This window comes from Brevibacillus reuszeri, assembly GCF_001187725.1.
Classification (GTDB): domain Bacteria; phylum Bacillota; class Bacilli; order Brevibacillales; family Brevibacillaceae; genus Brevibacillus; species Brevibacillus reuszeri.
Map to the genome: position 1 here is coordinate 95,964 of NZ_LGIQ01000001.1, position 26,748 is coordinate 122,711.

General features: G+C 48.6%; 24 protein-coding genes. 16 read left to right on the forward strand and 8 right to left on the reverse strand.

Features of this window, described 5'->3' with window-relative positions:
- Window positions 1-4 precede the first annotated feature (4 nt).
- The 5 genes from ADS79_RS00455 to ADS79_RS00475 all read left to right on the forward strand — a co-directional run bounded on the left by ADS79_RS00455 (window position 5) and on the right by ADS79_RS00475 (window position 4,582).
- The gene (locus ADS79_RS00455; protein ID WP_049736454.1) at window positions 5-1,255 is read left to right on the forward strand and encodes an efflux RND transporter periplasmic adaptor subunit; all 1,251 of its coding nucleotides are present in this window, start codon (window positions 5-7) and stop codon (window positions 1,253-1,255) included.
- 2 nt (window positions 1,256-1,257) lie between these two features.
- On the forward strand, window positions 1,258-1,704 hold the full coding sequence (locus tag ADS79_RS00460) for a hypothetical protein (protein ID WP_049736455.1): 447 nt from the start codon (window positions 1,258-1,260) through the stop codon (window positions 1,702-1,704).
- Window positions 1,705-1,719: 15 nt separating this feature from the next.
- A complete protein-coding gene (locus ADS79_RS00465; protein ID WP_049736456.1) occupies window positions 1,720-2,397 on the forward strand; it encodes a response regulator transcription factor in 678 nt (225 codons plus the stop codon).
- On the forward strand, window positions 2,397-3,785 hold the full coding sequence (locus ADS79_RS00470) for a sensor histidine kinase (protein WP_049736457.1): 1,389 nt from the start codon (window positions 2,397-2,399) through the stop codon (window positions 3,783-3,785). Before ADS79_RS00465 ends, ADS79_RS00470 begins: the two co-directional genes overlap by 1 nt.
- A 110-nt stretch (window positions 3,786-3,895) precedes the next feature.
- On the forward strand, window positions 3,896-4,582 hold the full coding sequence (locus ADS79_RS00475) for a sulfite exporter TauE/SafE family protein (RefSeq protein ID WP_049736458.1): 687 nt from the start codon (window positions 3,896-3,898) through the stop codon (window positions 4,580-4,582).
- Window positions 4,583-4,593: 11 nt separating this feature from the next.
- Here ADS79_RS00475 and ADS79_RS00480 read toward each other — a convergent pair whose 3' ends face one another.
- Window positions 4,594-5,106 (reverse strand): FixH family protein, encoded by a 513-nt coding sequence (locus tag ADS79_RS00480; protein ID WP_236699833.1) that lies wholly within the window; start codon window positions 5,104-5,106, stop codon window positions 4,594-4,596.
- A 79-nt stretch (window positions 5,107-5,185) separates the two neighbouring features.
- On the opposite strand from ADS79_RS00480, the gene ADS79_RS00485 reads away from it, so the two are divergent.
- On the forward strand, window positions 5,186-7,369 hold the full coding sequence (locus tag ADS79_RS00485) for a heavy metal translocating P-type ATPase (RefSeq protein ID WP_049736486.1): 2,184 nt from the start codon (window positions 5,186-5,188) through the stop codon (window positions 7,367-7,369).
- Between the two features lie 26 nt (window positions 7,370-7,395).
- Here the strand turns inward: ADS79_RS00485 and ADS79_RS00490 are convergent, their stop codons facing one another.
- Entirely contained in the window at window positions 7,396-7,776 is a 381-nt protein-coding gene (locus ADS79_RS00490; protein WP_084765527.1) for an ArsR/SmtB family transcription factor, read from the reverse strand.
- Window positions 7,777-7,949: 173 nt separating this feature from the next.
- Between ADS79_RS00490 and ADS79_RS00495 the strand changes: the two genes are divergently transcribed.
- The 3 genes from ADS79_RS00495 (at window position 7,950) to ADS79_RS35885 (ending at window position 11,109) form a co-directional block, all read left to right on the forward strand.
- A complete protein-coding gene (locus ADS79_RS00495) occupies window positions 7,950-8,240 on the forward strand; it encodes a hypothetical protein (protein WP_049736460.1) in 291 nt (96 codons plus the stop codon).
- A gap of 212 nt (window positions 8,241-8,452) precedes the next feature.
- Window positions 8,453-10,684 (forward strand): heavy metal translocating P-type ATPase, encoded by a 2,232-nt coding sequence (locus ADS79_RS00500; protein WP_049736461.1) that lies wholly within the window; start codon window positions 8,453-8,455, stop codon window positions 10,682-10,684.
- A 209-nt stretch (window positions 10,685-10,893) separates the two neighbouring features.
- Window positions 10,894-11,109 (forward strand): HTH domain-containing protein, encoded by a 216-nt coding sequence (locus ADS79_RS35885; RefSeq protein ID WP_049736462.1) that lies wholly within the window; start codon window positions 10,894-10,896, stop codon window positions 11,107-11,109.
- 58 nt (window positions 11,110-11,167) lie between these two features.
- Here the strand turns inward: ADS79_RS35885 and ADS79_RS36480 are convergent, their stop codons facing one another.
- Window positions 11,168-13,177: an ABC transporter ATP-binding protein gene (locus ADS79_RS36480; RefSeq protein WP_084765530.1), complete on the reverse strand. Its 2,010-nt coding sequence runs from the start codon at window positions 13,175-13,177 to the stop codon at window positions 11,168-11,170.
- A gap of 489 nt (window positions 13,178-13,666) precedes the next feature.
- Here ADS79_RS36480 and ADS79_RS00515 point away from each other — a divergent pair, with 489 nt between their 5' ends.
- Window positions 13,667-14,632: a helix-turn-helix transcriptional regulator gene (locus tag ADS79_RS00515; RefSeq protein WP_049736463.1), complete on the forward strand. Its 966-nt coding sequence runs from the start codon at window positions 13,667-13,669 to the stop codon at window positions 14,630-14,632.
- Between the two features lie 69 nt (window positions 14,633-14,701).
- A complete protein-coding gene (locus ADS79_RS00520; protein ID WP_049736464.1) occupies window positions 14,702-15,214 on the forward strand; it encodes a DinB family protein in 513 nt (170 codons plus the stop codon).
- A 64-nt stretch (window positions 15,215-15,278) separates the two neighbouring features.
- Here ADS79_RS00520 and ADS79_RS00525 read toward each other — a convergent pair whose 3' ends face one another.
- The 4 genes from ADS79_RS00525 to ADS79_RS00540 all read right to left on the reverse strand — a co-directional run bounded on the left by ADS79_RS00525 (window position 15,279) and on the right by ADS79_RS00540 (window position 19,589).
- Window positions 15,279-16,280, reverse strand: a complete 1,002-nt coding sequence (locus ADS79_RS00525; RefSeq protein ID WP_049736465.1) for a hypothetical protein — start codon at window positions 16,278-16,280, stop codon at window positions 15,279-15,281.
- Window positions 16,281-16,296: 16 nt separating this feature from the next.
- Window positions 16,297-17,370 (reverse strand): hypothetical protein, encoded by a 1,074-nt coding sequence (locus ADS79_RS00530; RefSeq protein WP_049736466.1) that lies wholly within the window; start codon window positions 17,368-17,370, stop codon window positions 16,297-16,299.
- An 84-nt stretch (window positions 17,371-17,454) separates the two neighbouring features.
- Window positions 17,455-18,882, reverse strand: a complete 1,428-nt coding sequence (locus ADS79_RS00535; protein WP_049736467.1) for a sensor histidine kinase — start codon at window positions 18,880-18,882, stop codon at window positions 17,455-17,457.
- Window positions 18,882-19,589 carry a response regulator transcription factor gene (locus ADS79_RS00540; RefSeq protein WP_376747400.1) on the reverse strand — a complete coding sequence of 236 codons (708 nt, stop codon included), beginning with the start codon at window positions 19,587-19,589 and terminating at the stop codon, window positions 18,882-18,884. Before ADS79_RS00540 ends, ADS79_RS00535 begins: the two co-directional genes overlap by 1 nt.
- A 340-nt stretch (window positions 19,590-19,929) precedes the next feature.
- Here ADS79_RS00540 and ADS79_RS00545 point away from each other — a divergent pair, with 340 nt between their 5' ends.
- Together ADS79_RS00545 and ADS79_RS00550 are read left to right on the forward strand one after the other, a co-directional pair.
- On the forward strand, window positions 19,930-21,156 hold the full coding sequence (locus tag ADS79_RS00545; protein WP_049736469.1) for an MFS transporter: 1,227 nt from the start codon (window positions 19,930-19,932) through the stop codon (window positions 21,154-21,156).
- A gap of 34 nt (window positions 21,157-21,190) precedes the next feature.
- Complete coding sequence (locus ADS79_RS00550; protein WP_049736470.1) at window positions 21,191-21,571, forward strand: MmcQ/YjbR family DNA-binding protein; 381 nt, start codon at window positions 21,191-21,193, stop codon at window positions 21,569-21,571.
- On the opposite strand, the gene ADS79_RS00555 is transcribed toward ADS79_RS00550, so the two are convergent.
- Entirely contained in the window at window positions 21,564-22,295 is a 732-nt protein-coding gene (locus tag ADS79_RS00555) for an SDR family NAD(P)-dependent oxidoreductase (RefSeq protein ID WP_049736471.1), read from the reverse strand. The two genes, ADS79_RS00550 and ADS79_RS00555, sit on opposite strands and share 8 nt — an antisense overlap.
- 169 nt (window positions 22,296-22,464) lie before the next feature.
- On the opposite strand from ADS79_RS00555, the gene ADS79_RS00560 reads away from it, so the two are divergent.
- The 3 genes from ADS79_RS00560 to ADS79_RS00575 all read left to right on the forward strand — a co-directional run bounded on the left by ADS79_RS00560 (window position 22,465) and on the right by ADS79_RS00575 (window position 26,445).
- Window positions 22,465-23,841 carry a sigma-54 interaction domain-containing protein gene (locus ADS79_RS00560; protein ID WP_049736472.1) on the forward strand — a complete coding sequence of 459 codons (1,377 nt, stop codon included), beginning with the start codon at window positions 22,465-22,467 and terminating at the stop codon, window positions 23,839-23,841.
- Between the two features lie 384 nt (window positions 23,842-24,225).
- A complete protein-coding gene (locus ADS79_RS00570) occupies window positions 24,226-25,611 on the forward strand; it encodes a GntP family permease (RefSeq protein WP_049736474.1) in 1,386 nt (461 codons plus the stop codon).
- A 48-nt stretch (window positions 25,612-25,659) separates the two neighbouring features.
- Window positions 25,660-26,445, forward strand: coding sequence for a 3-hydroxybutyrate dehydrogenase (locus tag ADS79_RS00575; protein ID WP_049736475.1), 786 nt, complete (start codon window positions 25,660-25,662; stop codon window positions 26,443-26,445).
- Window positions 26,446-26,748 lie beyond the last annotated feature (303 nt).

Sequence of the window (26,748 nt, forward strand, 5' to 3'; positions counted from 1 at the left end):
TTAGATGAACAAGCGGTCGATGAGTACAATCGCTGCGAGTCTCATGCTCACAGTGGGACTCGTGCTGGCGGGCTGCACTAATCAGAACGAAAAAGGGGAAGAAGCACCACCTGTTTCTGTGAACGTCCCGGTTACTGTCCTAACAGCAAAGCAAGAATCCTTGCCTAATGAACACTCGTATATGGGCAGTATCACAGCAGAGAATGCTGGCACAGTGGTTGCCCAGACAACAGGGACGATAACCAAGTTGTACGTGAAAAAGGGCGATACGGTCAAAAAGGGACAGCTCATCGCAGAAATAGATAGTACGAGACAACAGCTGGATGTGGGGGAGCAAGAAAGCAAGCTCGCCTCCGCAATCGCAAGACTCGAACAGGCAAAAGCGAGTCAAGCCGCAGATACAGAAGCAGTTTCTTCAACGAAGAGCCTCGCCAAGCAATCGTTGGACAATGCAAAAGAAAGCTATGACCGTATAAAAGTATTGGTGGAAGCAGGTGCATTGCCGGCAGCACAGCTGAATGCCGCAGAGGACGAGTGGCTCCGGGCACAGAGCAGCTATCGCACCAGTACCCAGTCAGATGCCAAGGATTTGGCAGGAATCAAGGTTTCATCGGCAGATGTCGAGGCGGCAAAAATCGCGCTGGCGAAAGCCAAACGCGCACTTGCAGATACAAAAATAACAGCTTCGATGGACGGCGTGATCGATCAGCTGGCTCTGTCCGCTGGCGATCTGGTAGCAAATCAAAATACAGTGGCGGAAATCGTATCGCTTGATCACGTCCTCGTTACGATCCAGGTAGCAGAGGATTCACTCTCCTCATTAAAGAAGGGAGAGCACGTCCAGGTAAAAATACCCGCACTGGGCGCGAAAAAAACGGAGGGGGAGGTAGCTTTTGTTGGCTTGAGCGCTGCCCGTGAAACGAAGCTGTTCCCGGTGGAAATCCGCCTGACGAATCGCGAGCTGGCCTTTCGTCCCGGAATGAGAGCGGATGTAACAATACCCGGCTCCCAAGAACAAAAAGGAATCTTGCTTCCGAACAAAGCGCTGGTAGAGCAGGATGGTCAGACCTACGTGTATGTCGTTAAAGGGGATCGCGCCTACAAGCAGGAGGTTGAGAAAGTCGATAGCTTGACTGATGCCGTCATCATCAGCAAAGGGCTTGCACCTGGAGATGTCGTCGTAATAGAAGGGCAGTCTGAATTGCAGGACGGAGCGCAAGTAAGCAGCACCCATTACGCTGAAAAAGGAGAATGATCATGTACGCGGGAATGTATTTTACACATATCATCGGTTTGGCTGTCTGGTTTGGAGCGTTGGTCGTCGTCCTGCTGCTTTTGCGTACCTACAAGGCATATACAGATCAAGGCCAAGTGGCAACAGCGTTAGCCAACAAAACAGTCTGGTCGACTCTGCAGGTTGCGGCATTTGCGGTCCTGCTTTCAGGAATCGGGATGATTATTCAGGCAGGGCTGTTAGGACAAAAAAAGCCGCTCTGGCTCAAGCTGATGGAAGAAGGCGGCGGCTTGATTATTCTCCTGTTCATTATTTTCGTAACGTTGTGGACAAGAAAATTGCGTAATGCACTGAAACAAGGAGATGCTACCCGTTATACTCAAATAAGTAAAAGATTTTTCGGGTTGTCGCTAGCTTTTGTGGTAGCGATTGCTGCCGTCGTTCTCGTCGTCAGCCTGAGACTGGCGTAACAAGGAGGAATCCTGATGAAGGTCACCATATTAATTGCGGATGACGACCCGCATATTCGCGAGCTGCTGCGCTTTTATTTAGCAAAAGAAGGCTACCTCGTCCTGGCTGCGTCCGATGGGGAGAAGGCAGCACGCCTGCTGGAGGAGGAAGCCATTCATCTCGCCATTGTAGATATTATGATGCCCGGATTAAACGGCTTGGAGCTATGCCGTCAAATAAGAGAAACGTACGATCTTCCTGTCATTATGCTCACTGCCAAAGGCGAGGTGCGGGACAAGGAAAAAGGCTTTCGGGCTGGCACCGATGATTATCTCACCAAGCCATTTGAGCCTACCGAGCTGTTGTATCGAATCAAGGCGCTTCTAAGGCGCTATCAGATGGTCAGCAAACAGGTGATTGTCATGAACAAAACAGTCGTTGATCGGATGAGTCATGTCGTAAAGGTGGGGGATGAGATAATTCATCTCCCGCTCAAGGAATTTGAATTGCTCGTACAGTTAGCCAGCTTCCCGGATCGAACGTTTACCAGAGATCAGCTGCTTGAGCTCGTGTGGGGAAGCAACAACGAAAGCGATAGTCGAACCATCGACGTCCACATTAAGCGCTTGCGTGAAAAGTTCACGGACAAGACGAATGACTTTGTCATCTCGACGGTGCGTGGCTTGGGCTACAAGCTGGAGGTACGAAGCTAGTGAAGTCTCTTTATGTACGCCTTGTCCTGACATTTATCGCTATCGTGATCATTAGCGGAACGCTCGGCTTTTTGCTCGCAAATGAATACTATCAACGCAATCTTCGCACTTACAATGAACAGAAAATCATTCGGATTGGTCAGCAAATCGTCGACTTGTACGAGCACAATGCCTCGCTTGATTTGCAAGGCTTTATGACGCATATCGCGAATTTGAACTTTCAGATCTATCTCGTGGATGAAAACGGGGTGAAAAGCGAATTCGGCGCTCCATTTCGAGAAGAGAAGCTCGACCCACAAATCGTTCAAAAAGTGCTTGGCGGTGAGATTTATCGAGGGATCACGGAAGAAAAGCACGGTTTGTTTGTGACTGGTTTCTTTGAGAACACCCTACAAAATAGCATCGGAATGCCACTTGAAGCGAATAGTAAAAAGTATGCATTGTTTGTACGACCAAGCATTGAACAGCAGTTTGGCGAGGTGCATATTTTGTTTGCTTTTTTGCTGGCAGCAACTTTTTTGCTTTGCATGGTATTGATCCTGATTTTTACCCGCTATTTGGTGAAGCCGATCCGGACGTTAACCAAGGCGACAAAAAAGCTGGCAGAGGGCCAGTACGATATCCCACTGGACATTTCCCGGCGTGACGAAATCGGGGATTTGGCAGTGAATTTCACGCAGATGACGCAGTCGCTCAAGCAGCTGGATGAGATGAGACAGGAGTTTGTCTCCAATGTGTCGCACGAAATCCAGTCTCCGCTTACGTCCATCCAAGGTTTTTCGCAGGCAATCAGAAGCGGGGGAGCAACCCGTGAGCAGCAGGAGGCGTATTTAGCCATCATTGAGGAAGAGAGCCGCCGACTATCCTCTTTGAGTAAGCAATTGCTCACGCTTGCTTCTTTGGACAAGGAAACGCAGCTTTATGAGCCGTCTGTTTTTCGGCTAGATGAGCAAATCCGTCAAGTCTTGCTCATGCTGGAGCATCAGTGGCAGCAAAAGAGGTTGAATATCGAGCTGGAGCTGCCAGAAGTGTCGATCAATGCGGATAGGCATTTGCTCAGCCAGGTATGGATCAACCTGATTTCCAACAGCATCAAGTTTACTCCATCTGCAGGCACAATTTCGATCTCGCTTCACGCCGATACAGAGATTGTCGTGACCATTTCGGACAATGGCATGGGCATTTCGGAGGAAGAGCTGGCGCACATCTTCGACCGTTTTTATAAAGGCGACAAGGCACGCAACCGGGAAGCGACAGGAAGCGGTCTGGGCTTGTCCATCGTCAGGAAAATCGTGCAGGTAGCAGGTGGCACCATCGAGATTCACAGTAAAGAAAAAGAGGGAACGACGATTACCGTTCGTCTTCCCAAGCATGAACAAACCCCCTGAGCAAATGCTTGAGGGGGTTTGCTGTGTGTATGGATCACAGGCATAAAAGCGGGCTGGCACCATTAAGGTAGGAAAAGGGATGACACCACTGACGAAAGAGGGACAATGCGATGAGCGCTGGTCTGTATGATTACTGGTTGATCGTGTTGACAGGACTGCTGGGCGCCCCGCATTGTATCGGCATGTGCGGAGGCATCATGTCAGCGATGACCTTTCAGTCCAAGGCTTCCCTGGCACAGACGATCATGGCATACAACCTGGGCAGGATTTTGACGTATATCAGCGTGGGAGCCTTCATGGGCTTTATCGGATCATTCGTCAATGCCGCTGGAACGATTGTGGGTCTGCAAGGCATTGCGAATATTCTCGGAGGGGTGTTCATCATTTTGTGGATCGGAAAAAAGGTGGCGCTGCCATTGGACAAATGGAGTCCGCTCAAGCTGCCTGTCATTCAACAGTTGCTGCAAAAGCTAAAAACGCGGCCAGGAGTAATGCCTGTCTTTGTCAGTGGACTCTTGCTGGGCTTTTTACCATGTGGACTTACATATACGATGCATATGAAAGCAGCCGCTTCGGGAAGTGTTTGGCAAGGAGCGCTCACCCTGTTGCTTTTTGGGTTGGGGACACTGCCAGCACTGATCTTGATCGGGGTATTCTCCTTTGTGCTAACCAAAGCGCTGCGCTCAAGGGTAATGCTGATCGGCAATATGCTTGCGCTTATCATCGGAATCATTTCGATTTTGCGGGGCATGGTCATTAATGGCTGGATACCGCATGTAAATCCGTGGCTGTGGTGAGAGCACAGGGCTTAGGGCACCGCTTCGAACGGGTATGTAGCTGTAGCGGTTTGCCCGTCTACCTCAAACGTAATCGTGGCGAGCCAGCCTCCGACCATGGTGGGGATGATCTTTGCAGTAAACTCGCCATCCTTGAACGCTGCCGCTTCAAAATTGACAGCACCATGGTCCATACTCGGCATCGTAAGGGTGACAGAAACCTTGGCCAGCTTTAGCTTGTCGACGTGCTCGGCAGGTACAATGATACGTAGCTGGTTTTCTTTTAAAATTTGGGCGTTTGTTGGCTCAAGCTCAACCTGTAAAGGAATGGACATATCCTGTATGACTAGTAGGGGCGTTGTTGTCCCTGCTGTAGCAGCAGCCCCATGCTGCGAATGCTCCTGCTGGTTTTGGCCAGAGCAGGCAGGGAGCAGTAGAAAAACGAGAGACAAAAATGCAGATAAATAAGCCGGTTTTCTCAGATCACTCACCACTTTCTCTCTGATTCCAAGCACCATATCGTATTCAGATAGCCAGCCATTCATTCTTCATCGTCTATAAATTTGCCTGTCCGCATAGTGATTACTAGGGGACATGTTTCTTGATGATGAAGGGGAGCTCGCGATGACGACCGTACAATTTTATCAGGTAACGGGCATGACCTGTGCTGCCTGCGCCAATCGTATAGAGAAAAGATTGATGAAAGCAGAAGGCGTAATCGAGGTTCAGGTGAATTTGACTACAAACAAAGCGCGTGTGGCCTTCGATGGCACGCAAATTAATGATCAGGAAATCATAGATAAGATTGAAAGATTAGGGTTTCAGGCCAGCTTGAATGTAGAAGAGCCGCACACAGAAAAAACGGTATTGCTGCAACGGTTCATTTTGTCTGCGATCCTCACACTTCCCCTGCTCTGGGCAATGGCTGCGCATTTTTCCTTTACCTCGTTTATTTGGGTGCCCGACTTGTTTTTGAATCCCTTTTTCCAGCTTGCGCTTGCGCTGCCCATTCAGCTTTTCATTGGACAATCCTTTTACATCGGAGCGTGGAATGCGCTTAAAAGCAGGACGGCAAACATGGATGTGCTGGTTGTCCTGAGCACGTCCGCTGCTTTTTTATATAGCCATTATCTGACCTTTGCGACGATCGGACAGCCTGCTGAGCATTTGACACTCTACTACGAATCATGTGCCGTCATTTTTACTTTTTTGCTTTTGGGCAAATATTTAGAGGCGATGGCCAAGGATCGGACGAAAAATGCGATCAGGCAGCTTCATCAGCTCCAGCCGAAAACAGCGAATGTCCTGCGCAATCAGGAGATTCGAGAGATCCCTGTGGAAGAACTCGTTGTAGGGGATATTTTTATTGTCAAACCAGGAGAGCGGATACCGACAGACGGGATTGTCCTTGAAGGACATGCCAGCATCGATCAGTCCATTTTCACAGGGGAGAGTCTTCCTGTTGAGAAATGGCAAGGACACGCAGTCATCGGAGCGACCGTGAATCAAAGCGGCTGGCTAAAGGTGCAGACCACCAAAGTAGGCAGTGATACCGCATTGACGCAGGTGATAAAAACTGTGGAGGAAGCACAGCTGTCAAAAGCGCCGATTCAACGCCTTGCAGATGAAATTACCGATGTTTTCGTCCCTATCCTCATCACGATTGCGCTCATTACATTTGCTGCCTGGTACTATTTCTTTACTGCACAAGCTTTTGGACAGTCGCTGGAAAAGGCGATTGCTGTCCTCATCATTGCCTGCCCGTGCGCACTTGGACTTGCTACGCCGATGTCCATTCTGGTCGTTTCGGGTAGAGCCGCACAGCTTGGGATACTGTTCAAGCAAGGAAAGTATGTAGAGACACTTCAAAAGGTGGACACGGTCATTTTTGACAAGACAGGTACGCTTACCCTCGGCAAGCATGAGGTCGTGGACATTGAGATACGGGGCTGGGAAAAAGAAGCGTTCCTGCGACTGGTAGCGGCAGCAGAGACGACATCTGAGCACCCGTTGGCGGCAGCGGTCGTAGCTTTTGTCAAAGCACGTGGAATTCGTATTCCGACGGCCTCCTCCTTCACGTCCTACCCTGGCTACGGCATACAAGCCACGGTAGAGGGACAGTCAATCCTGATTGGCTCACCCAAATTTCTTGGCAGCAAAAATGTGGATACGACGCTCGTTATGGAAAAAGTAGAAGCGCATGCGGCAGAGGGAAAGATGGTTACACTCGTCTCGATCAACGACCAGTTTGCAGGCTATCTGGTGCTGTCCGACATGGTCAAGGAGGATGCAAAGCCTTCTGTTCAGCGGCTCACCCAGATGGGCAAGGAAACGATCATGCTCACCGGAGACAATCCGTTTACCGCCCGCAGCATTGCCAGGCAAGCGGGGATTGGACGTGTCTATGCCGGTATATTGCCTTCACAAAAGGCTGAATTGATCAGGGACTTGCAAGCAAAAGGGAAGAAGGTAGCGATGGTTGGCGACGGGGTGAACGATGCACCTGCCCTGATGGCGGCGAATATCGGAATTGCCTTGGGAACAGGGGCAGATATCTCCAAGGATTCCGCTGATATTTTGATTATGCACGGAGATGTAAAAGGAGTCGTACATGCTTTTTCCTTGAGCCAAAAAGCGATGACAAACATTAAGCAGAATTTGTTTTGGGCACTTTTCTATAACGTGATTGCGATTCCAGCTACTATGCTTGGCTTTTTGGAGCCGTGGCTTGCGGGGGTAGCTATGGCATTCAGCTCGGTTTCGGTCGTGCTCAACGCACTCAGGCTGCGCAACAGCAAAATAGGATAACCGCGAAAAAAGAAAAAACCGAGCTATCAGGTAGCTCGGATCGGCGTTCGTTGTTCCTTTGCATGCTCAACCCCTGCTGTAATCAGATGTCGAACGTGGTCATCGTCCAGCGAGTAGAATACGAGCTTTCCTTCCTTCCGATACTTGGCAAGCCCCATATTGCGCAATAGCCGCAAATGGTGGGAGGTGTTGGCGATCGAGCTGCCGATGATATTGGCAATATCGCAAACACAAAGCTCATCCTCCATGGACAGGATGTGAATGATTTTGGCACGGGTATCGTCAGCCAACGCCTTGAAGATTTTCGCTACGCCTTCTGACTCGGCGGCGAACGGTTTTAATCGGTTTACTTTTTCATCATCAAAACACTGAACTTCACAGACGTCATCCCGCTGTTTCGGAGACACCAGAAAATCACCTCTTGCTTACGTACAATGTCCTATTATTATAGTCATTCCCGTGAAAAGTGGAAAGGAAAAAAGACATTTTGGTGGCAGTATAGTGTCTCTCCTGCTTTTCGTGTAAGATGGTTTTGACAAGCCTCGCCGCGCGGGTGTGTAACAAGTAGGGAGAGAATACCATGAATGTTCAGCAGAAATGCGCCAAGTGTCGCTCCACTAAAATCGATTTTACTGAAATGATTAATCGCCGTTTATATGTCATTATTTACGTATTTGTTCTGCTCTTGCTTGCCTTGATCGGCATTTCGCTTCAAGGAACACCTGTGATCTATTTGTTTCTCGGGCTTGCAGGTGCATTCGTGCTTTTTGCAGTCCGTCTCTCATTGGAGAAGCGCAAAGTGATCAAGTGTGTCTGCCTGGATTGCGGAGAAAGCTGGCAAACAGCTCCGAACGTTGTCACAAAAAAATAGGGCAGGCGTATTGTTGGCAAGGGACTCCCCGTATGTGGGGGTCTTTTTTTTGGGGCAAAACGACAACTTTCGAAAAAATAGGCAAAATACTCCAAATGATTCTTGAACGAAAAAGAATGTTAAGATAATATAATAATTAAATATCCGTTTGAATGTTTATAGGATAGCTGTACCTTGGGTAAAATAAATGCTTGGAAAATAGGTGATTGCAAATGTCGGATGAACATAAGAAGGACGCTTGCTGCACAGATCATCATCATTGTAGTTCAGAGCATGGCAGCTCTGTAAAAACTCTGCCGGTTGTAGGTAATGTTGCTGTGGCCGGGGATGCAGCAAGCCTGATCTCCTCACAGGCAGTTGTTTACCGCGTTCATGGGATGGACTGCAGCTCGTGTGCCAAATCATTGGAAAAGCACATGAAATCATTACCTGCTGTAAAGGATGTCGTCGTCAACTTTTCCACGGGGAAAATGCAGCTCGTCCAAGAAGGTCTGGAGGACGAGGCAATCGTGAAGGAAGTAGCCAAGGCAGGCTATACCGCAATGTCACTTTCGAAGCGGGCAAATAAGCAGGCAGCCCACACCGATCGGACAGGAGAGCGTCTCGCGATTATCTCCGGGGTACTGCTTGTAGCAGGCTTTCTCGGTTCCTATACGAGTGTATCGCCCATGCTTGTTACGATATTGTATGCACTGGCCATCATCAGTGGTGGCTACAGGCCGGCACGCAGTGCGTTTTATGCGATTAAGAGCAAATCACTCGACATGAACGTGCTGATGTCAGTCGCCGCGATTGGAGCGGCATTGATTGGCGAGTGGCTGGAAGGAGCCACCGTTGTCTGGCTGTTCTCAATCGGGAATTTGCTGCAAACCAAATCAATTGAGAAGACGCGGGACTCCATCCGCAACCTGATGGATCTGGCACCTCCTGAGGCGTGGGTAAAGCAGGGTGATTCTCTTACCCGCGTGTCTGTTGAAGACATCGGCGTGGGCGCAGTGATTGTAGTTAAGCCAGGAGAAAAAATTCCGTTGGACGGGATCGTTCTTCAAGGAACAGGCAGTGTGAATCAGGCTCCGATTACAGGCGAATCCATTCCGGTTGATAAAATGACGGGAGATTCTGTTTTTGCCGGTAGCGTCAACGAAAACGGATCGTTGGAAATCAAGGTCACGAAGCTAGTGGAAGATACAGCGATTGCGCGGATCATTCATCTTGTGGAGGAAGCACAGGAGAAAAAAGCGCCTACGCAAGCCTTCGTAGATAAATTTGCTGCGATCTATACACCGGTCGTCCTGATTATGGCACTTGCGGTGATTGTGATTCCTCCGCTTTTTTCTTGGGGAACATGGGGTGAATGGTTTTACAAAGGATTGGAGCTTCTCGTGGTTGCCTGCCCGTGCGCTTTGGTGATTTCGACTCCGGTAGCAATCGTATCCGCTATCGGCAATGCTGCACGAAACGGCGTATTGATCAAGGGCGGTACATTTTTGGAGCGCGCAGGGGTCATTAGCGCTATCGCTTTTGATAAAACCGGTACGCTCACAGAAGGCAAGCCGCAGGTCGCAGAAGTCATCGAAATTCAGGGAAGCGAGCAAGAGGTACTCGCAATCGCAAAAACGATTGAGGAGCGCTCCAGCCATCCGATTGCACAAGCGATTATTCAATATGCGGATGCCCACAATATCGCAGCCCTCGCAGGCGAAGATTTTCAGGCGATTGTCGGAAAAGGCGCAGAGGCTACGATCAACGCTCAAAAATACTATGCGGGTAAGCCTGCTTTATTCGAAGAGCTGGGTGTAGACCTGACCGCGTATAAAGAACAGATTCAAGCGCTGCAAAGCGAAGGAAATACACTGGTCATCGTAGGGACCTCTCAGGCTATCCTCGGAATGATTGCGGTGGCAGATACAATCAGGGAAATTACGGTCAGTGCCATCAGCAAGATAAAAGCAGCAGGGATAGACGAGATTGTCATGCTGACGGGTGATAATAGCGGAACCGCCCAAAAGGTGGCGAAGCAGACTGGGGTCAGTCGCTATTTTGCCGAGCTGATGCCAGGGGACAAGGTCGAAGCTGTCAAGGCTCTCCAAAAAGAGGGCAAGGTCGTAGCGATGGTCGGCGACGGAATTAATGACGCACCTGCATTGGCAACTGCTGATCTGGGAATCGCTATGGGAGGCGCTGGCACCGATACCGCTATGGAAACGGCTGATATTGTGCTAATGGCAGACAATCTGGAGAAGCTTCCGCATACGATAAATATCAGTCGCAGAGCACTGCAAATTATTAAGCAAAACATCTGGTTCTCGATTATCATCAAGCTGGTGGCGCTCGTCTTGATTTTCCCTGGCTGGCTCACCTTGTGGCTGGCGGTACTGAGTGACACCGGAGCAGCGTTGATCGTGATTTTAAACAGCATGCGTCTATTGCGAATGAAGCCATAAAGATGAAAAATACGAGGAGCCGAGGGCATGTCCCTGCGGCTCTTTTTATTGTTCCAAGCAGAGAACGGTATTTTCTCACATTTCAAAATTAGCTGTGGCTATATAAGAAAATTGCAGGACCACTGGGCAAGCCTGAGCAAATCACGTATTCGTACGCCTCAGAGGAGCTGCATGCGATCAGCAAGGCAACCTCGCTTGGTGTCTCTACCTTGCAAAAGTTAAAATCCGTTTTGCGCAAGCTCTCCAGTGAAGAAATCAGCTCACAGGAGCTTGCTCAATACATGCAAATTACGCAAAGAAGTGCCCGGCGCATACTGACTGAGCTGGAAGAGAAGGGGTTTGCCGAAATCGTCGCAGAAGAAAAGCCATACATGCGAGGCAGACCGCGCAAGGTGTACAAAATATGGCTGGAGCAAAAGGTATAAAGAAAAAAGGAGCAGGCACGCGATGCCCAGCTCCTTTTTTTGCTTGATAGGGATTGGCTTACACCAATACGCCTCCGTACATTTCGTATTCTTTTTGCGTGCAGGCAACCCAGTGACCGCGTTCAATCTCACGCAGGACACGTTCCTCGCCCTGGTTTTGCAAATAGGACTCATCATCGAAGATAATCCGTTTGCGACCGCGCTCATAATCCGGGTCTGGTAATGGAATGGCAGAGAGCAGCGATTTGGTGTACGGATGGATCGGATTTTCGTACAGGCGGTTACTTTCCGCCAGCTCAACGATACGTCCGCGATACATAACCCCGATCCGGTCACTGATATATTTCACCATGGACAGATCATGGGCAATGAAGAGGTAGGTAAGTCCTTTTTCTTTTTGCAAACGCTTGAGCAAATTGATGACCTGTGCCTGAATCGATACGTCCAGTGCAGAGATAGGCTCGTCCGCAATGATAAACTCGGGATCAACTGCCAATGCGCGCGCAATGCCGATCCGTTGGCGTTGTCCGCCGCTGAATTCATGCGGATAACGACTGGCATGCTCACGGTTAAGACCGACTGTTTCCAGCAGCTCGTATACTTTTTTCATCCGCTCTTCCTTGGAATGCAGACCGTGAATATCGATGCCTTCCGCAATAATGTCCGAGACTGTCAGACGTGGATTCAAAGACGAATACGGGTCTTGGAAGATCATCTGGATTTTGCGATTGAGCCATTTCTTTTCTTCCATCGTCTTTTTGCCGTGAACGCTTTTGCCTTTGAAAAGCACTTCGCCGCCTGTTGCATCATAGAGACGGAGGATCGTGCGGCCTGTGGTGGATTTTCCGCAGCCGGATTCGCCAACAAGACCGAAAATCTCACCTTTATAAATATCAAAGCTGATGCCATCGACCGCTTTTAACGTATGGCCACCGCCAAGGTCGAAATACTGCTGCAGGTTTTTGATTTCCAGAAGCTTCTCCCTCGTGTCAGGGTTTGGAGCTTCCTCGGGAGTACGCATCTGCAACGGTTCAACCTTCTCTGTGGAAGGAGTGATTTTCTTGCGGACCGCAGAAGCAGGCGGTTCGATGTGAGGAGCCATCTCATGCAGCAGCCAGGTAGCTGCGTAGTGTGTGTCCGAGATTTTGAACATAGGCGGCTCATATTCCAGGTCCACTTTGAGCGCATACGGATTGCGTGCGGCAAAGGCATCGCCAACCGGAGGACGAAACATATCAGGAGGAGAACCAGGGATCGACATGAGTTCTTCTTCATTCGTATCCAGATTCGGCATCGAGCCGAGCAAGCCCCACGTATACGGATGCTTAGGATCGTAGAAAATCTCATCAACCATACCGATTTCTACAATTTTACCAGCGTACATCACCGCTACACGGTCAGCCATATTGGCTACAACACCGAGGTCATGCGTAATGAAAATGATGGAGGTACCCATTTTTTGTTGCAGTTCCTTGAGCAGCTCCAGAATTTGCGCCTGAATTGACACGTCCAAAGCAGTCGTAGGCTCGTCCGCAATAATCACTTTTGGATTGCAAGCGAGTGCGATGGCAATCACGATCCGCTGACGCATTCCACCAGAAAACTGGTGTGGGTACTGGTCGATCCGTTCTTTTGCAAACGGGATGCCGACCATTTCCAAAAGCTCAATCGATCTTTTTCTGGCCTCTGCACGAGACAGCTTTTGGTGCTTGATATAGCTTTCCATAATTTGATTGCCGATGGTCATCGTCGGGTTGAGCGAGGTCATCGGGTCTTGGAAAATCATCGAGATGTCGCGACCGCGTACATCCTGCATCTCTTTTTCGCTCAAAGTGACCAAGTCTCTGCCTTCAAACAAGACTTGTCCTTTCGGGATACGCCCTGGAGGAGAGGGAATGAGGCGCATGAGGGCTTGGGAGGTAACCGATTTTCCTGAACCAGACTCCCCAACAATCGCTAAGGTTTCCCCTTTGTGCAAATCAAAAGAGACGCCCCGCACAGCTTTGACTTCACCTGCATACGTATCAAACGAGACATGCAGATCCTTCACTTCCAATACTTTTTCCATGACATCCTCCCATTCTTTGCTTTCTGTGAAGTAACACCCATGTATATCCAAAATTATCTCTTGTACACAATTGTTCGAAAATGAAAATCATTATCACTATTATACTATATTCAAGAAAAAATGCTAAAAAAATTTTTAACGTATAAGAATTTATCAGCGCGACGCTTATGAACTCCAGAACGCATGGCAAGGTACCTCAGCGTTCGCTCCCGGCATTACTTCGGGTGAAACTTTCTGCTAAAACGCGGTCGCACCTCCTTGAGGAAGCCTCGATAGAGGTTCTATTAACGAAAGAGTGCACCAACGCTTCCTGTCTTTAGAGGCTCTTTTAGCGTTGCCATTTGGTACGTACCTCATACCAAACCTCAGCGGATAGGTAACGAGCGTTAGCCTATCGCTAGGATCAAGCAGGGAATTTGGCTGTTTAAACGAAAAGTAAAATTGTAACAATAGTAGGAAGAGAACGACAGAGGGGAGCAAGATTTTACGATGTCCAAAGCTGATAACATGCTCTCCATTTTATGGCTGCTGCAAACGGAAAAGAAAATAACGGCGAAGCAATTGGCGGAGGCATTGGAGATCAATATTCGCACCGTGTATCGCTACATCGACGCCTTGTGTGCGAGTGGTGTGCCGATTATTTCTGACGCGGGGCACAATGGTGGATACAGCCTGCTTCATCCTTTTACCGAGGCACCCTTGTTTTTCGATTTGAACGAACAAAAAGCGCTTGTTCATGCGGCTGTGTTTGCCGAGGAAGCAGGCTATCCATTTGGAACGGATTTGATGAATGCGATTGCCAAGCTGAAACGGTACACAAACGAAGAACAGCGCCAGACGATTGATCGCCACAGCGTCGGCTTTGAAGTGATTCTTCCGCCTCAAGACCCTGCTTTGGAGTCTTTTCTGCAAGAAATTGAGCTCTCTGTAGCGAATGCCTGTAGATTGCAGATGGGCTATATAAAGAACTACCAGTTAAATGTCCAGACGCGTGAGATTGACCCGTATGGTCTCGTTCATTGGCGAGCAAAATGGTACCTCATTGCGTATTGCCATCTTCGCGGTGAAATTCGCAGCTTTCGAGTGGACCGAATTCATTCCATTTCCCGGACCGATGCGACATTTGAGCGTCCACCCGGTTTTTCCGCTCGCCAACTCTTTCTTACCAATCTGCTTCCGGAGACAGACCAGCAGGAGCAGCTTATTTCTGTGGTTGTAAAAGGAAGAATGCAAGCCATTACAGACCTTTGTGGGCATTGGTTTCTTGGACATGCCGTAGTGGAGCGCACTAGCGAACAGGTACACTTTCGGATCAGTGAGCAGTTTGTCCATACCCACGTTCCTCATTTCTTCCTTTCTTATGGCAAGTCGATTCAAGTGATAGAACCTGCTTTTCTCAAAGAACGCTTGGTGGCTGTCGCAAAGGATTTGCTCGATTATTATCAGTCGTCCTGACTTCACTGACTGCTGTTGTCAGGTAAGGGTAGTTATGATTGAAGAAACAGCCGAAATGGAGGATTTGGGATGAAGCATGATGCGCTGCGTAACTACGATTATCATCTCTGGGCGAATGAAAGGTTGTTCGAGCGCCTGCAGGAGGTTCCCAAAGAAATTTGGGAACAAGAGATGCCTAGTGTATTTCCTACCATTACCAAGACACTTAACCATATGCTATTGATCGACTATGTCTGGTTACTGGCGATGCAAGGGGAGAGTTACGAAAAGGTCGGAAAAGTAGTGGGGAAACTCTCTTCTGAAACAGCGGGAAAGAGTGTGACAGAGCTGCGAGTGATGTTTAATGAGCTGGCAGGGAAGTTCAACGACTTTATCCAACAGATTGATTTAGAGGCAACGGCTCCGTATGCGCATCCGCAAATGGGTACCATCCATGCAAGGTACTGCGATATCGTACAGCATGTGGTCAATCATGGCACATATCATCGCGGGAATATCTCCGCAATGCTGAGACAGCTTGGACATGCGGGTGCTTCCTCGGACTATATTCATTATTTGTTTGAGGTGCTTCCCAAAGAGTAGTAGAAAGACAAAAGCTCCGCCTGATTGTAGGCAGAGCTTTTTTACATCTCAAAAAGGGCCATGATTAGAACAATTGATCGACCCGGCTGCTGATTTCATCCCAAAACTTTGAAATGTTTGGCTTTGCGTCGCCAATAATGCTTTCGCCTTGCTTTCCAAAGGCAAAGATTACATCCTTGTTTTTATCGATTTCCGCCAGGTAGGCAGAGACAATTTGGCTTGTTTTTGCATTCGGGTACTTTTTCACAAACGCTGAGTAGCTGCCCTTGACCTCTGGCAAAAGCTTCATGGTGCTCTCATCAATCGCACCATAGCGATAGTTGGAGAGATAATCCGTGAGATAGTCTTTGTAAAGCTGCTTGATTGTTGCTGTCTTTGGCCCGTTTGGATGCTTGGTCAAATAATTTTCTGCTTTCATCATTCGTTCGCCCAGCTCATCGCGGGAGATTTTTAAGCTGCCATCTGTTGCATAGGGTCCGTTCATCTCTGTTGTCTGAATTGCGAGGTACTCCTTCAGATCGTCCGATAAGTGAGGGGCGTACACCTGGAGCGCTTCATAATCGACAACCCAGTAATACTCCATATCAAAGGTAGCCATGAGCTTTAGCTTGCCTGCTGTTTGGGCCATAAGCCATTGCTTGAGGTTATCGTCGTTTTTGATTTTGGAAAAATCATACGGATATTCAAGACCTCGAATGATATCTGCCGCAGCTGGTTGTGCCAGAAGTGCGTGGAAATTATCGTTTACCACAGGCAAGTGCCCCACTAAATAATTCTCCAAACCGATAAACAATTGGTCAGCCGTTTTCTCGCCTGCTGTGCTCATGTGCTGGTCTAAAAAGGCGGTTAGCTCGCTAGCTTCCTTCGCTTGCGCAGCCATTACCTCAAATTGCTTGACCACATCTGCTTCTGGTTTTTCTGCGGGTGGCGGTGAGGTAGGCTGGCTACTGTTCTCGGAAGCAGGTGGCTGCTTTACGGTAAGCTGTTTGTCATTTGCATTTCCACAGCCTCCAACAAGTGCAAGGGCAATGATACAAGGGATCATGATCAGGTTAAAGCGTTTCATAGTGTGTGTCACTCCGTTAAGGTAAGGTTTTGAAACGATAAATCGTCGAAAATGCTTTGCTGTCAGATGAGGATTCGTCACGTTGACTGATCAATAGCTGTTGGCCAGATGGGCTCCAGACAATCGGACTTTTCAATGTCTGAAAAGTGGAGAGAGAGAGCATGCTGCCAGTTTGCGTATCCATGACATACAGTCCGGTCATGCCCTGTGCCAGGTTGAAGATGGCAAAGGCAAGCCTGTGACCATCCGGAGACCAGGACAATTGCTGCAAAAGCCGTCCATTCACACGAGTCGACTTCTGCGTCTGCCCCTGTGCGTCGGAAAGAATCAGGCTGACCTCATCCTTGCCTGTTACTAGCGCAAGAGCGAGCCGGGTGCCATCCGGTGAGAGCGCAAAGTCTGCTACCTGATTGCTGATCAGCTGCGCATGGTTCCTGTGTTCAACAAGCGCTTTTAACTGCTGGTCAGAGGTCAGATAGTAGATGGAATCGCTATGTGCCATTACTTTTTGGATCGGCTGATCCTCATCAGGGGTGGAAACCGACGTAGCTGTTCCGTCTACTCGCACATAAAGCAAGCCGTACTTTTTGTCTCCCTTTACAATCGGCAAGACATAGGCTTGATCATTTGCCCATGCTCCGACTGCATTTCGAAGAATCCAGGATACGTGCTCATCCGAGACAGGCAGGGAAAGGACTTGACCAGTGATGAGATTAGCAATGTCAGCCCGCAGCTCGGATAAAAGCAATACGTGCTTGCGATCTGGCGATACCATCGCTGAACGCTCGGCACTCATGTCGGTAGCTTGACTGGCTCCGGTCTTGAGGTTGCGAATCTGCAAATGCTCAGTTGTAAGTGGAGCTTTCTGGTACAACAGTTCTTCCTCGGAAAGCCAAGCGAGGGCAAACATTTCATCCAGTCGATCAATTCGCTCCAATGCAAGGGTATCTGGCTGCTTATAAGCGGGTGGATCGATCACGGTCATTTTCCGCCCGGTTGTGTGATCACAGCCCGTCAAAGAGCAAATGAGCATCGTCAATATGCCGGCCATGACGATGATTTGCGTAAGAAATGGTCGCTGTGCTTGCATGTGAGAGATTGCCTCCTTTCTGTTTGCCTTCGAGCTTGAGTCTTATCCTACAGCCTCATCATTTCGACAAGATTTCTGGATGTTTCAAACTTGTAAACAATCATTCGATGATTTCGGAGTGTACACACGAAACGTCACGATAAAGGTAGAGCCTTGTCCGTTCGGGCCATCCTCGACTCTGATCGTACCTTGTTGTTTTTCGACAAATTGCTGTACCAGTGCCAAGCCAAGACCTGTTCCACCTGTCTGTCTGGCTCTGTCAGGATTAACGGTGTAAAAAGGCTCGAATATACGCGCACGCTCATCCGCGGGGATACCAATCCCTGTATCCTGGATCAGGATTTCGAGATGGGCTGCGACGATTCGATTCGAGATGATGACCTCTCCATGCGGCTTGTTGTATTTGATTGCATTGTCCATCAGATTGAGGAAGATGTGAATCAGGCTATCCTTGTCAGCCCAAATCGTAGCGGGAACCAAATTTTTTCGGAGCGTAATTCCTGCTTTTTCTGCCTTTCCTTTCAACCGCACAGACAATTCTTCCAGCAATTGATCGATCCAGATCACTTCTGGACGATTTTCCAAAGAGTACTTTTCAAGAGCAGATAACTGGAGGGCAGTCTCTACCAGCTCATGCAGGCGAGATGATTCACTTGCGATTGCTGCGCTCGATTCCCGGACCAGGGAGGGGTCATCTCCATACATGTGCAACAGATCGGCGTTTGCCTTGATAGCGGTTAACGGGGTCTTAAACTCATGACTGATATTGTCGAAGAATTGTTTTTGAGTCTGGATATTCGCCTTTATCGCTTGATTCATTTCAAAAATTCCAGCACTCAGATCGCCCAATTCATCTTTGCGCAAAAGGCCGGGGGACGTAAGATACTGGCCCATTCGAATGCGATCGGTCTCTTGTTTAAGTCGACTGATGGCGATTGCCTGACGGTTCATGTAGAAAAATCCAAATAAAAAGCTGATGAGCAGCACGCCAATGCTGGTATAGACAAACAGACGCAAAAGCTGTTGAAAAAAGCTGTTTTGTGCAAGCAGGGAGGAGTCGAATTGTATCACGGCGATTTGACCATCGGGACCTTGGAGTGGGGCCAGATAGTGTAGCGTATCGCCCTCTGTCAAATAGGCGATTTTATTTTGCAAGGCAAATGCCAGAGCGTCTGCGACATCCGCTTTTTCCGCCATTGGCAGGGAGTCTCCCGCAACCACTCCATCCATGCTGTACAAAAGGACACGGGTCCCGCTGGTAGCTCCCAATTCAATCGCAAGCTTTTGCCCCTCCACACTCATGAAGGTCTGGGGTGGGATGCGCGTGCCAGTCACATATTGCCCGGTAATGCGAGTTTGTGCCGTTTTGACCATTTGCGCGAGTGAGTCCTCCATCTGCTCCCGCTGATAACGAGCCACTCCTTGCAGGATCAAGGTACTCAACACCGCAACCGTGAACAATAACAGACCTGCGAGAAACAGGGTGAACTTCCATTTCAGGCTGACCCGCATTACAAATCTCCTACCGCTTTGTAGCCAATTCCGTATACGGTTTGCAGTAAATGCTGATACTCTGAACCCAACTTGGCGCGGAGGCGCTGGATATGAATATCAACGGTTCGTGTACCTCCGTCGTAATCCATCCCCCAAACAAGATCGAGAAGCTCTTCTCTTGTATACACGCGTTTCAAGTGAGTAAGGAGCAGGGCAAGCAAATCAAATTCCTTCGGTGTCAGGCTGATTGGCTCTTCATGAAGGAAAAGAGCTCGCTGCTCCAGATGCAGAGTCAAAGCTCCCAGATGGATCGTATTCGTTTGCTCTGCAGGTGCAGCGTTTTTCTCCAGACGTCGGCATAGTGCCTTGACTCTGGCAACGACCTCGCGTAAATCAAATGGTTTGGTCATATAGTCGTCGGCTCCCAATTCGAGACCGACAAGCTTATCGACAATGTCGTTTTTTACGGTAAGAAGCAGAATCCCGATATCCTTGCGATTTTCCAGCTTGCGACATACGTCGTATCCTGTCAGCTTTGGCATCATGACATCCAAAACGAGGGCATGGGGGTGAAAAGAAGCAGTTTTGTGCAATGCTTCTTCACCGTCTGCGGCTGTCTCTACCTGAAAGCCTTCACGCCTCAGTGCGTACGCAATCGCACTCGAAATGGCTTGTTCATCGTCTGCGACAAGTACTCTAAACTCCAAAGCTTCTCCCTCCCTCATCTATATTTGCTGAAATAGTGCTTGCGATTTGGTTAGTACGATACCATCTCTGAGAAAGAGGGACAAATCGGACAACTGGTAAAGATTTTTTGTTGTCGCGCTCCTCTCTTTATGGTATTCTTGGAACATTCTAACACGGAAGGGTGACCATCAAGCCAATGATCTACTAATTCCTATTTCCATAAAAGCAATCGGATAAAGACGATGCATTTTTCTGGATAGGGTTAGTATGTGCATATTGGCGAAGGATGGCAGCACCTGAATGTGTATTTGGGTTCTCTATCTTTGTGTTGATATGTAATACCTCCTGTCCAGAAATAAAGGATAAGGAGGTTTTTTTGTGTCTGGAGTTTTTCAAAATCGCTATGTGCGTGCGATATTGCTTTCAGGGTTAATGGTTCAAATCGGGATTTGGGTTCGCAATTTCGCAATTTTGCTCTACGTGATGGAGCATACAGGTGGAGATGCATTTGCCGTTTCCATGATATCGGTGGCGGAATTCGCCCCGATCTTTCTTTTCTCTTTTTTAGCAGGTACGTTTGCGGATCGCTGGCGACCAAAACGAACCATGGTGTGGTGTGAAATCCTTAGCGCCACATCAGTTGTCGCTGTTTTGGCGACGTTTATGCTTGGAACGTGGAAAGCAGTCTTTTTTGCGACACTGATATCTGCTATTTTGTCGCAGTTTTCTCAGCCGTCCGGTATGAAGCTGTTTAAGCTGCATGTGCCAGCAGATCAGATTCAGGCAGGGATGTCTGCATATCAGACGTTATTCGCTGTGTTTATGGTTTTGGGTCCAATCATGGGGACGTTTGTGTTCCAGCAATGGGGCATGGAAGTGTCGATGATCATTACGGCTGTTGCGTTTTTGCTAGCGGCAGCAGTTCTGGCATTTTTGCCACCTGATCGCGTGGAGGAAACGGAAAGTAAATCGACAGGTCTCTTGGATGAGATGGCAAGTGGCGTTCGCTATGTCTTGTCTAATCGGGTACTGACACTGATCGGCTTCTGTTTCATGGCGGCAGGTCTGGCGATTGGCTTGATTCAGCCGCTTGGGATTTTTCTTGTAACAGAACGCTTGCTGTTGCCAAAAGAAAGCTTGCAATGGCTCCTGATGGTTCAAGGGGTGGGAATGATATTAGGGGGAGGCGCGACCATGGCCGTTGCCAAGAAATTTTCTCCCCAAAGGCTGCTGATGGCCGGATTGTTTGGAAATGCCCTTGCCTTTGCCATTTTGGGAATCTCCACGCATCTGTGGCTGACGCTCGTTGCCCAGTTCATTGCCGGTCTTTTGCTGCCCTGTATTCAGATCGGAATCAATACGATGCTCATGAAGCATACGGAAAGCACGTTCCTCGGACGGGTAAACGGAATTTTGACACCGCTGTTTACGGGCTCGATGGTGATCATGATGAGTCTGTCAGGGGTACTGAAAAAAAACTTGTCGCTCGTTACGATCTACGAAGTGGCAGCTGTCTTGTTTATTGGCGGAATGCTATTCATCCTTCCGCTTTATCGGATGCAGGAAGGAAAGAGCGCTCAAGCTAGTGAACAAATAGGATCATAAGGATTTTCGCAGGATGAAAAGGAGGAATGGCTGAATGGGGCACGAACCGATTTCGTCAAAGGAAGGCTTGGCTTTGGTGGATGCTGTAAGAAAGCTGGCGATGCGTCTGCCTGAGGTGAATGAGCAGGTGGACGCCTTTGGTCATACCTCGTTTCGGGTAAATGACAAGCCGTTCGCCATGCTGGGAGAGGGTGGTCCAGGAGGCCCCTCTCTCTCCCTCAAAACGCTGAAGCTTACACAGGAGACCCTTGTGCAGCAGGACCGATTTTACAAAACACCGTATATCGGTCAGCATGGCTGGACCTCTATCAGGGGAAAGGATATTACGGATTGGAAGGAAATCGAGGATTATTTGCTGGAAGGCTACCTGCGTTCGGCTCCGAAACGGTTGGCAAAGCTCATCGATTCTATCTAAGATAACAGCCATTGTTCAGATCAAATGTAGCTCCGGTGTAGTGCTTTGCCTTTGCTGACAAAAGGAAGGTCACAGTATGTGCGACGTCTTTCGCGGTAACTGGTTCTTTAATGAGGCCATGCTCCTGATACTCTGTTTTTCTCCATGCAGGTACTTGGTCCATCATCGGGGTGTCTACGAGGGTAGGGCAGACGGCGTTCACCCGAATAAAAGGAGAAAAATTCATGGCGCAGCTCTTGGTCAGCCCCAGAATCGCCGCTTTGGACAAGCCATAAACAGCATCGGAGCTGCCTTCCTGTCCGGAGACAGAAGCCATATTGACAATGGAGCCGGATTTCTTTTGCTCGAGCAACAGGGAGCCAAACAGCTTGGAGAAGTATACATAGCCTTTTATATTGATCGCAAGCACACGGTCAATTTCGTGTAGTTCATAGGAAAGCAAGCTTTTCCCCAAATAAATGCCCGCATTGTTGACCAGACCTGTAGGGTGCAGACCGGACTTGTGAATGAACGCAAACAAGTCTTGAACCTGTTCGTAGCTGGATACATCGACTTGATGAATGTACAAAGGAGAGTCGGGAAGTGAGCTGTGCAGTGATTCAAGTCCTGCGAGGTCAATGTCACATGCGATAACAGTAGCCCCTTCCTTCAGGCACTCATGAGTGATCTCCGCCCCGATCCCAGAGGCGGCACCTGTTACGATAATCGTTTTATTTTGCAGCATTTTCAATCCTCCATTCTTTATTAAGTAGATCATACGGAATTTGTTGTGGCAATATTTCGTAAATCGCAATCGCTATTATTTTTCGCATCGATCATCTACCATTAGCAATACGAAAGGCACGCGCCTATTGCTTGGCATTTACAACGTTTTTCAAAGAGAGGGAGCCGTTGTGGATTTTAATATTCAGCAAATAAGCAAGCTGCTAGAAGTGGTCTTTGAAAACGCTCATGAACCGATGATTGTCACGGATGCAGAAGGAAAAATTCTGCTGTTCAACAGGAGCTACCGCAAATTTTTAAACGTACAGGATGTCATCGGCCAACCCGTTACCGATGTTATCGAGAACACGCGTATGCATATCGTCGGAAAGGCTGGGATAGCTGAAATTGCCGACATCCAGCAAATCAAGGGGCGGAATATGATTGCACACCGCATTCCAATTATGGATGAAGGAAAAGTAATCGCTGTACTCGGCACCGTGCTCTTCCAGGATGTTCAGGAGCTGACTTCACTTGCCGCTATGGTCGACCAGCTCAAGGATGAATTAATCTACTATAAAAAAGAACTTCGTCGCCGGATGGGAGCGACCTATCATTTTGACCAGATTGTCGGGTACAGTCACAAGCTACAGGAGCTGAAGCGTTTTTCGCAAAAAGTAGCCAAAAGCGATTCAACTGTTCTGATTACGGGAGAGAGTGGTACAGGCAAAGAGCTGTTTGCTCACGCCATTCACGCCGAGAGCAAGCGAAAAATGGGTCCGTTTATTAGAGTGAACTGCGCGGCCATCCCTGATTCGCTATTGGAGTCGGAGCTGTTCGGGTACGAAGAGGGGGCTTTTACCGGAGCGGTTCGTCGGGGGAAAAAAGGGAAATTTGAACTGGCGAATCATGGGACGATTCTGCTGGATGAAATCGGAGATATGCCATTACCTCTGCAGGCCAAGCTATTGCGGGTTTTGCAGGAAAAGGAGGTAGAGCGCGTCGGTGCTGTTCGAACAACACCGATCGACGTACGCGTCATCGCATCTACCAATCAAGACATGCTAGCTAGCATCAAGGAGCGCAAGTTCCGGGCAGATTTGTACTACCGCTTGAATGTCGTATCGCTGTCGATCCCGCCACTGCGAGAGAGGCTGGAGGATTTGCCAGAGCTGGTCTCCAATTTGTTGAAGCAGCTTGTGGAAGCGACGGGAGTCACCGTCAAGGCGATTGATGATGAGGTGTGGAGCGTGCTGAAAAGCTATTCGTGGCCTGGAAATGTGCGCGAGCTCCGCAATGTATTGGAGCGGGCCCTGCATCTGGTTGAAGAGGATGTGTTGAAAAAAGAGCATATCTGGCTGCCGGCAAGCGAGGAGAGCGACGCAGCGGGTGCATATACGCCTGTTTTACCATTGAAGGAAATGCTGGAGAAGACAGAACGGGAAGCCATTCTTCAAGCGATGCGGGAATCTGAGGGGAACAAGCAGGAGGCGGCAAAGCTGCTGCGAATCAGCAAATCGAGCTTTTATGAAAAATGGGAAAAGCATCAGCTGGATCAGCATGTATGAATGAAATCCGGAGATTTGGCGAGTGGCCAGAAATTCGGATTTTTTTGTGCGTTCGGAAGGCTGGCAACAGTTTTTTTGCTAGATTCCACGCTTCTGGAATCGTACTAGCGGCAACTTATTTGATTGTCGGGAACGCTTCGGGGTTGAAAAAAAGCGGTATATTTCCGGTTATTTTACTAGATTCCATAAATTCGGACGCATTTTTCCGGATTTCTGGAAATTTACATGGGGGACAAGGCAGTCAAAATAAGCTGTTCTTCACCAAGCCTATACAGGAAGGGCATTCTCCTGATCCAGGCTGCTCTGGCATGGAACATGCTAATAACCGAATATGAAAGCGATTTCTTTCCGCGATGATGGAGGGCAAATTGAAAGGAGAATCCTATGATCATTGAAGTGTTATCCATTGTTCTTTCACTCGGACTGTTGATGTTCTTTGCGTACCGAGGCTATCCTGTAATCGTTTTTGCTCCTATTTTTACATTGCTGGCGGTTGTTTTGTCAGGTTTAGCCCTGCTGCCCAGCTACACGGAAACCTTCATGACCAACGCAGCGAATTACGTGAAATCATTCTTCCCTATTTTCCTGCTTGGAGCGATTTTCGGAAAAGTCATGGAGCTGAGCGGGGCAGCCTCCTCAATTGCCCATACGATTGTGAGAGCGCTTGGCTCCAACCGTGCGATTCTGGCTGTGGTCCTCGCGTGTGCCATATTGACCTATGGCGGGGTTTCTCTGTTCGTCGTCGCGTTTGCTGTGTATCCGTTCGCCTCTGCTATTTTCCGTGAAGCGAATATTCCGAAGCGTTTGATTCCCGGGACGATTGCACTCGGTGCCTTTACTTTCACGATGGATGCACTGCCGGGTACACCGCAAATTCAAAATATTATTCCAACCACTTATTTCGGTACCGATGCGTATGCTGCTCCTGTCGTAGGGATCATTGGGGCAATTATGGTTTTTGCTGGTGGTATGCTGTGGCTGGAGCGCAGACGCAAGCAAGCCGCAGCGAATGGTGAGGGCTACGGAACGGGGCATACGAACGAGCCCGAGCTGCAACAAACGCAATCGTATATGAATATTTGGCTCGCGATTCTTCCTTTGGCGATCGTGTTGATTGGAAACTACATGTTTAGCCGTGGCATTTGGACGGTGGAGGCCTGGTATGATCCATCCATGCTCAAAGAATCGTTCAAGATTGATAAAGTGAAAAATGTTGTCTCCTCCTGGGCATTGATTATCGCACTAAGCTTGGGAATCATAACCGCGATTCTGATCAATGTTCGCCAAGTACAAACTAAGCTGGCAAGCGGATTGACAGCTGCTGCGATGGGGGCTTTGCTTGCGATTTTCAATACAGCTTCTGAGGTTGGTTTTGGAAACGTTGTCAAAACGCTGCCTGGATTCAAAGTGATTCAAGGATGGATTTTGGGCGCAAGCGATCATCCCCTCGTATCTGAGGCGCTCGCGGTAAACGTATTGGCGGGTGTGACCGGATCTGCTTCTGGTGGGTTGTCTATCGCGCTGGAGGTAATGGGGAAGCAATACATGGAGATGGCAAGTGCTGTGGGAATCAGCCCTGAGCTTTTGCACCGGATTGCCTCGATGGCGTCAGGTGGAATGGATACGCTCCCTCATAACGGGGCAGTCATTACACTGCTGGCAATCACAGGCCTGACACATCGCCAATCGTACAAAGACATTTTTGCGATTACGGTTGTGAAAACATTGGCTGTGTTCATTTTGGCATTTGGCGTATCGCTCTTTGTATAACCAAACACAATGATAGAGACAGAGGCAGCAGGAGAGGAGATCGGAAATATGAAGAAATTACTGGAGCAACAGGTGGCGCTCGTAACAGGTGCAGCTAGTGGGATTGGGCTGGAGATTGCCCGAACTTTTGCCGAAGAGGGCGCCAAAGTCATGATCGTGGACCTCAACCGAGATGCTGCTGATGCTGCGGCCTCACGATTGCAAAACGAGGGGTATGAGGTTGTAAGCTTTGCTTGTGATGTTACAAACGAAGAGCAAGTCATAGAAGGTATGGAACAAGTCGTTAAGATTTTTGGCAGGCTCGATATTTTGGTGAACAATGCCGGACTTCAGTTTGTTTCGCCAATTGAAGACTTTCCTACGGCAAAATTTGAACAAATGATCAGCATCATGCTTACCGCTCCATTCGTGGCAATCAAGCATGCCTTCCCGATTATGAAGAAACAAGGATTTGGGCGTGTGTTAAATATGGCATCGATCAACGGGCTGATTGGCTTTGCAGGAAAGGCTGCCTACAATAGCGCCAAGCATGGGGTAATCGGTCTGACCAAGGTTGCAGCATTGGAGGGGGCGGCACATGGGATCACAGTGAATGCGATTTGTCCGGGATATGTGGATACCCCTCTCGTCCAAAATCAGCTGATTGATTTGGCCAAGACGAGAAATGTGCCTTTGGAAAAGGTAATGGAGGAGGTTATTTATCCTCTGGTGCCGCAAAAGCGACTGTTGAATGTACAGGAAGTAGCAGACTATGCTGTATTTTTGGCCAGCAAAAAAGCGCAAGGTGTAACGGGGCAGGGTGTTGTTATTGATGGTGGTTATACAGCGCAGTAATCAGGTATGGTGCACTTAGAGCCCCCATGATGGGGCTCTTTTTTAACGCGTAGAAGCGATCTCTATTCTACTTTCTTAAAATAACTTTCAAAAAAGGTATTGTATTTCGTTTTTGTATGTGATAGATTATTCCTTGTCGCCAGCAAGCGACGACAAAATACGAGAAAAGACAACAAGATTCACTGAAAAAAACTCTTGACTCGTACATTACGAACGTGATAAGATATGAAACGTTCGACAAAAAATGTTCTTTGAAAACTGAACAGCGAAAGCGTTAATGAGTCTATCATTAAATGATTTGCC

Excerpts from the sequence above, each read along its gene's own strand:
- ADS79_RS00455 (WP_049736454.1), top strand. The coding sequence starts at position 5 with ATGAACAAGCGGTCGATGAGTACAATCGCTGCGAGTCTCATGCTCACA.
- ADS79_RS00460 (WP_049736455.1), top strand. The coding sequence starts at position 1,258 with ATGTACGCGGGAATGTATTTTACACATATCATCGGTTTGGCTGTCTGG.
- ADS79_RS00465 (WP_049736456.1), top strand. The coding sequence starts at position 1,720 with ATGAAGGTCACCATATTAATTGCGGATGACGACCCGCATATTCGCGAG.
- ADS79_RS00475 (WP_049736458.1), top strand. The coding sequence starts at position 3,896 with ATGAGCGCTGGTCTGTATGATTACTGGTTGATCGTGTTGACAGGACTG.
- ADS79_RS00480 (WP_236699833.1), bottom strand. The coding sequence starts at position 5,106 with ATGAATGGCTGGCTATCTGAATACGATATGGTGCTTGGAATCAGAGAG.
- ADS79_RS00485 (WP_049736486.1), top strand. The coding sequence starts at position 5,186 with ATGACGACCGTACAATTTTATCAGGTAACGGGCATGACCTGTGCTGCC.
- ADS79_RS00495 (WP_049736460.1), top strand. The coding sequence starts at position 7,950 with ATGAATGTTCAGCAGAAATGCGCCAAGTGTCGCTCCACTAAAATCGAT.
- ADS79_RS00500 (WP_049736461.1), top strand. The coding sequence starts at position 8,453 with ATGTCGGATGAACATAAGAAGGACGCTTGCTGCACAGATCATCATCAT.
- ADS79_RS36480 (WP_084765530.1), bottom strand. The coding sequence starts at position 13,177 with ATGGAAAAAGTATTGGAAGTGAAGGATCTGCATGTCTCGTTTGATACG.
- ADS79_RS00515 (WP_049736463.1), top strand. The coding sequence starts at position 13,667 with ATGTCCAAAGCTGATAACATGCTCTCCATTTTATGGCTGCTGCAAACG.
- ADS79_RS00520 (WP_049736464.1), top strand. The coding sequence starts at position 14,702 with ATGAAGCATGATGCGCTGCGTAACTACGATTATCATCTCTGGGCGAAT.
- ADS79_RS00525 (WP_049736465.1), bottom strand. The coding sequence starts at position 16,280 with ATGAAACGCTTTAACCTGATCATGATCCCTTGTATCATTGCCCTTGCA.
- ADS79_RS00530 (WP_049736466.1), bottom strand. The coding sequence starts at position 17,370 with ATGCAAGCACAGCGACCATTTCTTACGCAAATCATCGTCATGGCCGGC.
- ADS79_RS00535 (WP_049736467.1), bottom strand. The coding sequence starts at position 18,882 with ATGCGGGTCAGCCTGAAATGGAAGTTCACCCTGTTTCTCGCAGGTCTG.
- ADS79_RS00540 (WP_376747400.1), bottom strand. The coding sequence starts at position 19,589 with ATGAGGGAGGGAGAAGCTTTGGAGTTTAGAGTACTTGTCGCAGACGAT.
- ADS79_RS00550 (WP_049736470.1), top strand. The coding sequence starts at position 21,191 with ATGGGGCACGAACCGATTTCGTCAAAGGAAGGCTTGGCTTTGGTGGAT.
- ADS79_RS00555 (WP_049736471.1), bottom strand. The coding sequence starts at position 22,295 with ATGCTGCAAAATAAAACGATTATCGTAACAGGTGCCGCCTCTGGGATC.
- ADS79_RS00570 (WP_049736474.1), top strand. The coding sequence starts at position 24,226 with ATGATCATTGAAGTGTTATCCATTGTTCTTTCACTCGGACTGTTGATG.
- ADS79_RS00575 (WP_049736475.1), top strand. The coding sequence starts at position 25,660 with ATGAAGAAATTACTGGAGCAACAGGTGGCGCTCGTAACAGGTGCAGCT.